Source organism: Mycobacterium sp. TH-M15, from assembly GCF_057473705.1.
The window spans coordinates 1-5364 of sequence record NZ_JBYCLB010000667.1 but is presented as its reverse complement, the minus strand read 5'-3'; the positions used below and the strand labels follow the sequence as shown (position 1 = coordinate 5364).

At 72.2% G+C, this 5364-nt stretch carries 5 protein-coding genes; 1 reads left to right on the top strand and 4 read right to left on the bottom strand.

Annotation, left to right across the window (positions count from 1 at the left end; all coding sequences use genetic code 11):
* The 3 genes from AC2VNT_RS16320 to guaB all read right to left on the bottom strand — a co-directional run.
* Window positions 1-938 (bottom strand): FAD-dependent oxidoreductase (locus AC2VNT_RS16320; RefSeq protein WP_486947845.1); only part of this gene is annotated, 938 nt, incomplete at its 3' end.
* A gap of 158 nt (window positions 939-1096) precedes the next feature.
* Window positions 1097-2236 (bottom strand): GuaB3 family IMP dehydrogenase-related protein, encoded by a 1140-nt coding sequence (locus tag AC2VNT_RS16315; RefSeq protein ID WP_486947848.1) that lies wholly within the window; start codon window positions 2234-2236, stop codon window positions 1097-1099.
* A 24-nt stretch (window positions 2237-2260) separates the two neighbouring features.
* On the bottom strand, window positions 2261-3727 hold the full coding sequence (guaB, locus tag AC2VNT_RS16310; protein ID WP_486947847.1) for an IMP dehydrogenase: 1467 nt from the start codon (window positions 3725-3727) through the stop codon (window positions 2261-2263).
* A 254-nt stretch (window positions 3728-3981) separates the two neighbouring features.
* On the opposite strand from guaB, the gene AC2VNT_RS16305 reads away from it, so the two are divergent.
* The gene (locus tag AC2VNT_RS16305; protein ID WP_486947844.1) at window positions 3982-4386 is read left to right on the top strand and encodes a DUF5319 domain-containing protein; all 405 of its coding nucleotides are present in this window, start codon (window positions 3982-3984) and stop codon (window positions 4384-4386) included.
* On the opposite strand, the gene AC2VNT_RS16300 is transcribed toward AC2VNT_RS16305, so the two are convergent.
* The gene (locus AC2VNT_RS16300) at window positions 4377-5150 is read right to left on the bottom strand and encodes a hypothetical protein (RefSeq protein ID WP_486947846.1); all 774 of its coding nucleotides are present in this window, start codon (window positions 5148-5150) and stop codon (window positions 4377-4379) included. The genes AC2VNT_RS16305 and AC2VNT_RS16300 overlap by 10 nt on opposite strands.
* Window positions 5151-5364: the final 214 nt, after the last annotated feature.

Genomic DNA, 5364 nt, shown 5'->3' with positions numbered 1-5364 from the left:
CCGACGATCGACTCGGAGTTGGTGCGGGTCAGTACGCCCAGCTGGTTGGAGAGCCTCGGCAGCTTGCCCCGGTCTCGCATCTTGAACAGCAGCTTCTGGGTGTTGTAGGTGCCGGCGGCCAGGATCAGCTGGGTGGCGGTGAAGGTTCGGTGCCGGCGCCGCGGCGACAGGCCGGTGCGCGCCGCCCGGACCTGCCAGAGCCCGTCCGGGCGCTGCTCGAACGAGGTGACCGTGGTCATCGGGTGTACCTGTGCGCCAGCCGATTCCGCCAGGTACAGGTAGTTCTTCACCAGGGTGTTCTTGGCACCCCACCGGCAGCCGGTCATGCACTCGCCGCACTCGATGCAGCCGGTGCGCCGCGGCCCCGCGCCGCCGAAGTACGGGTCGGCCACCGTCGTGCCCGGCGCCTTGGCGCCGCTGGCACCGTCGGGGCCGAAGAACACCCCGACCGGCGTCGGCACGAAGGTGTCACCGAAGCCCATCTCGTCGGCGACCTCCTTGAAGACCCGGTCGGCGTCGGTGAACGTCGGGTTCTTCACCACCCCCAGCATCCGCCGCGCCTGGTCGTAGTGCGGCGCCAGTTCTTCGCGCCAGTCGGTGATGTGCGCCCACTGCGGGTCGGCGAAGAACGGCTCCGGCGGCACGTACAGCGTGTTGGCGTAGTTCAGCGAGCCACCGCCGACGCCGGCGCCGGCCAGCACCATGACGTTGTTGAGCAGATGGATCCGCTGGATGCCGTAGCAGCCCAGCTTCGGCGCCCAGAGAAAGTCCCGCAGGTGCCAGGAGTTCTTGGCGAAGTCCTGGTCGGCGAAGCGCCGGCCGGCCTCCAGCACCCCGACCCGGTAACCCTTCTCGGTCAGCCGCAGCGCGCTGACGCTGCCGCCGAACCCGGACCCGATGATGAGGACGTCGTAGTCAGGCTGGTGATCCGGCTCCATCGCATCAGTATGGACCTGCGACGCAGTCGAGCGTACGGCGACGGTGCTGATCGTGCGCACCGGGAACTGCGCGGCGGCTGGTCGGCCCGTGGGTGTGGTTGTCTGCGCCGGTACCCGTGCCGGCACCCGCACACTCGGGTGCGGCAGCGGTCGGGTGCTCAGGACCCGACGGTAAGCCCGACCTTCTGGAACTCCTTGAGGTCGCAGTAGCCGGCCTTGGCCATCGACCGGCGCAGCCCGCCGACCAGGTTCAGTGAACCGAACGGGTCGTCGGACGGGCCGTCGAGCACCCGCGCCAGCGACGGCCGCTCGCCGTAGGCGACCTGCAGCAGCGCCCCGCGCGGCAGCGACGGGTGGGCCGCCGCGGCCGGCCAGAACCAGCCGTCGCCCTGCGCCTCGGCCGCGGTAGCCAACGGCGTGCCCAGCACGGCCGCGTCGGCGCCGCAGGCGATCGCCTTGGCCAGGTCCCCGGAGGAGCGGATGTCGCCGTCGGCCAGCACGTGCACGTAGCGGCCACCGGTCTCGTCCAGGTACTCGCGGCGGGCGGCCGCGGCGTCGGCGATCGCGGTGGCCATCGGCACGCTGATCCCGAGCACCTCGTCGGAGGTGGTCACCCCGGAGGTGGAGCCGTAGCCGACGATCACCCCGGCCGCCCCGGTGCGCATCAGGTGCAGCGCGGTGCGGTGGTCGAGCACCCCGCCGGCCACCACCGGCAGGTCCAGCTCGGCGATGAACGTCTTGAGGTTCAGCGGCTCGCCGGCCCCTTCCCGATCCAAGGCCACTCTTTCGGCCGAGACGATGGTGCCCTGGATCACCAGCAGGTCGATCCCGGCGGTGACCAGCGCCGGGGTCAGCGCCGCCGCGTTCTGCGGGCTGACCCGCACCGCGGTGGTCACCCCGGCGTCGTGGATGCGGGCCACCGCCGCGCCGAGCAGCTCCGGGTCCAGCGGGGCGGCGTGCAGCTGCTGCAGCAGCCGGATCGCCGCCGCCGGCTCGGGCTCTTTGGCCGCCATCTCGACGACCTCGACCACCTTCTCCCGGACGTCGGCGTGCCGGCCGATCAGCCCCTCGCCGTTGAGCACCCCCAGCCCGCCGAGCCGGCCCAGCTCGATCGCGAACTCCGGCGACACCAGCGCGTCGGTCGGGTGGGCCAGCACCGGGATCTCGAACCGATAGGCGTCCAGCTGCCAGGCGGTGGATACGTCCTTCGACGAGCGGGTGCGCCGGGACGGGACGATGTTGACGTCGGCGAGTTCGTAGGTGCGACGGGCGGTGCGGCCCATGCCGATCTCCACCAAGTCACGCATGCGAGGCCCTTTCGGTCAGTGGATGTAGTAGTTCGGGGCCTCGACGGTCATGGTGATGTCGTGCGGGTGGCTCTCTTTCAGCCCGGCGGCGGTGATCTGGACGAACTGCGCGGACTGCAGCGCCTCGATCGTGGCCGAGCCGGTGTAGCCCATCGCCGCCCGCAGGCCGCCGGTGAGTTGGTGGATCACCGTCGACAGCGGGCCGCGGAACGGCACCCGGCCCTCGATACCCTCGGGCACCAGCTTGTCCTCGGCGAGGACGTCGTCTTGGAAGTAGCGGTCCTTGGAGTACGACTTGCCGGCGCCGCGCCCCTGCATCGCACCGAGCGAGCCCATCCCCCGGTAGCTCTTGAACTGCTTGCCGTTGACGAAGATCAGCTCACCCGGCGACTCGGCGGTACCGGCCAGCAGCGAGCCGAGCATCGTCGTCGACGCACCGGCGGCCAGCGCCTTGGCGATGTCCCCGGAGAACTGCAGCCCGCCGTCGGCGATCACCGGCACCCCGGCGGGGCCGCAGGCGGCCACCGCCTCCATGATGGCGGTGATCTGCGGGGCCCCCACCCCGGCCACCACCCGGGTGGTGCAGATCGACCCCGGACCGACCCCGACCTTCACCGCGTCGGCGCCGGCCTCGACCAGCGCGGCGGCCCCGGACCGGGTGGCGACGTTGCCGCCGACCACGTCCACCCGCTCCCCCAGTTCGGCCTTGAGCTTGCCGACCATGTCGAGCACACCCCGGTTGTGCGCGTGCGCGGTGTCCACGATCAGCACGTCCACCCCGGCGTCGGCCAGGGTCATCGCCCGCACCCAGGCGTCGTCGCCGACGCCGACCGCCGCCCCGACCAGCAGCCGGCCGTCGCTGTCCTTGGTGGCGTTCGGGTGCTGCTCGGTCTTGACGAAGTCCTTCACGGTGATCAGCCCGGTCAGCTTGCCGTGGCCGTCGACGATCGGCAGCTTCTCGATCTTGTGCCGGCGCAGCAGGCCCAGCGCGGCGTCGGCGGTCACCCCCTCCTGAGCGGTGACCAGCGGCGCCTTGGTCATCACCTCGGCGACCGGCTTGTTCTGGTCGACCTCGAAGCGCATGTCCCGGTTGGTGATGATCCCGACGAGCTGCCCATCGCTGTCGACGACCGGCAGCCCGGAGATGCGGAACCGGGCGCAGAGCGCGTCCACCTCGGCCAGCGTGTTCTGCGGCGAGCAGGTGACCGGGTCGGTGACCATCCCGGCCTCGGACCGCTTGACCATCTCCACCTGGCCGGCCTGCTCGGTGACCGGCAGGTTGCGGTGCAGCACCCCCATGCCGCCGGCCCGGGCCATCGCGATCGCCATCCGCGCCTCGGTGACGGTGTCCATCGCCGAGCTGACCAGCGGCACCTTCAGCCGGATGGTCCTGGTCAGCTGGCTGGAGGTGTCGGCGGCGGCGGGCACCACGCCGGAGGCCGCCGGCAGCAGCAGGACATCGTCGAAGGTCAGCCCCAACATCGCGATCTTGGTCGGGTTGTCCCCACCGGTCGCCGGCGGGTCCACACGCGGGCCGCCGGTAGCCGGACGCGGACTGATCGGCGGGGCGCTGGCGTCACTTACGGGCATCGGAGCCTCCACTACGCGGCCGGGGTGAGAAGCCCATCCTAATCGGATCGCAGATCGCGCACCCGCCCAGCACGCCGCTCCGTCGGCCCCGCGGTATACCGCCGTCCGCTGGCATTCCGCCGACCGGACTGCGTACCCTGATAGGCGTGCGTGACCACCTGCCACCCGGTTTGCCGCCCGACCCGTTCGCCGATGACCCGCACGATCCGTCTTCGGTGCTGGACGCCATCGAACCGGGCCAGCCCCTGGACCCGCAGGAACGGACCGCCGTCGAGGCGGACCTGGCCGATCTGGCCGTGTACGAGGCGCTGCTGGCGCACCGGGGGATTCGCGGCCTGGTGGTCTGCTGCGACGACTGCCAGCAGGACCACTACCACGACTGGGACATGCTCCGGTCCAACCTGCTGCAGCTGCTGGTCGACGGCACCGTTCGGCCGCACGAGCCGGCCTACGACCCCGAGCCGGACACCTACGTCACCTGGGATTACTGCCGCGGCTACGCCGACGCGTCGCTGAACGGGGCCACGTCGGACGCCGAAGGCTACCGCTGACGCCAGCTGCCGCCGCGCCGGCGCACCGTCTCGGCGCACCGGTCGCGGGTGTGCTGCAGCTCTTCGGTCGTGCGGGTTGAGCTTCCGGTATCGGCCAGCAGGCAGGCCAGCGCCCACTGCAGCGGGACCAGGCCCAGGCGTCCGGCAGCGTCCAGCGCGGGATCGGCGACCGCGGCCGCCCGGCCCGGCCGGCCCGCGCAGCACAGCGCCGCGGCCCACACCAGCTCGCTTTTGACCCGATGCCGCGCCGACCTGCAACGTGCGCCGTACTCCACCGCCCGTTCGGCTTCCCGCAGCGCGGTCTCCCGGTCGCCGGTGGCCATCGCCAGCTCGGCGGCCACCCAGGCCCGCCGCACCGCGACCCGATCCACCGGGCTGCTCACCGGCGGCTCGCCAGCCCGGGCCAGCAGCGCGCCCGACGCGGCGAACCGGCCCACCCCGAGCGCGTCGGCCGCCAGCCCGATCAGCGCATCGGCGCGGGCCTCGGGGTCGGCACCGGCCAGCAGCAGCGCCCGGCCGTCATGGCCGCGGGCCAGGTCGTGCCAGCCCAGCTGGCGCAGCAGCGACCCCCGGGTGCTGTGCGCCAGCGACGCCAACGGTCCGGACGGCACGACCCGCAGCAGCGCGGCCAGATCGGCGCGCGCGCCGGCCAGTCGGCCCTGCCCGCCGGCGGCCACCGCCCGCAGCCAGAGCTGATCCGGTGCGGTGGCGTTCGGCAGCGGCCAGGTGCCGGGCGCGCCGCCGAACGCGGCGTCGCCCAGCAGCGCTGCGGCGTCTCCTGGCGGGGTCACCGGCGCGACGCTACCAACCCCGCGAAGCCCGCCGCGGGTCCGTTAAGACTTGGTGGTGTCGCTGTTACCGCCGGATTAAAGATGTTTCGGTAATAGAGTGATCGACGGTCATAGAGAAAGGCCGGTGTGGGCGAGGAAGGCGAAACACAGGTCGTAGCTGGAGCCGACGCGGGTCAGGCCGGATTCG

Bases quoted from the DNA above. Each gene is read 5' to 3' on its own strand.
- guaB (WP_486947847.1), bottom strand. From the start codon at position 3,727: ATGTTGGGGCTGACCTTCGACGATGTCCTGCTGCTGCCGGCGGCCTCC.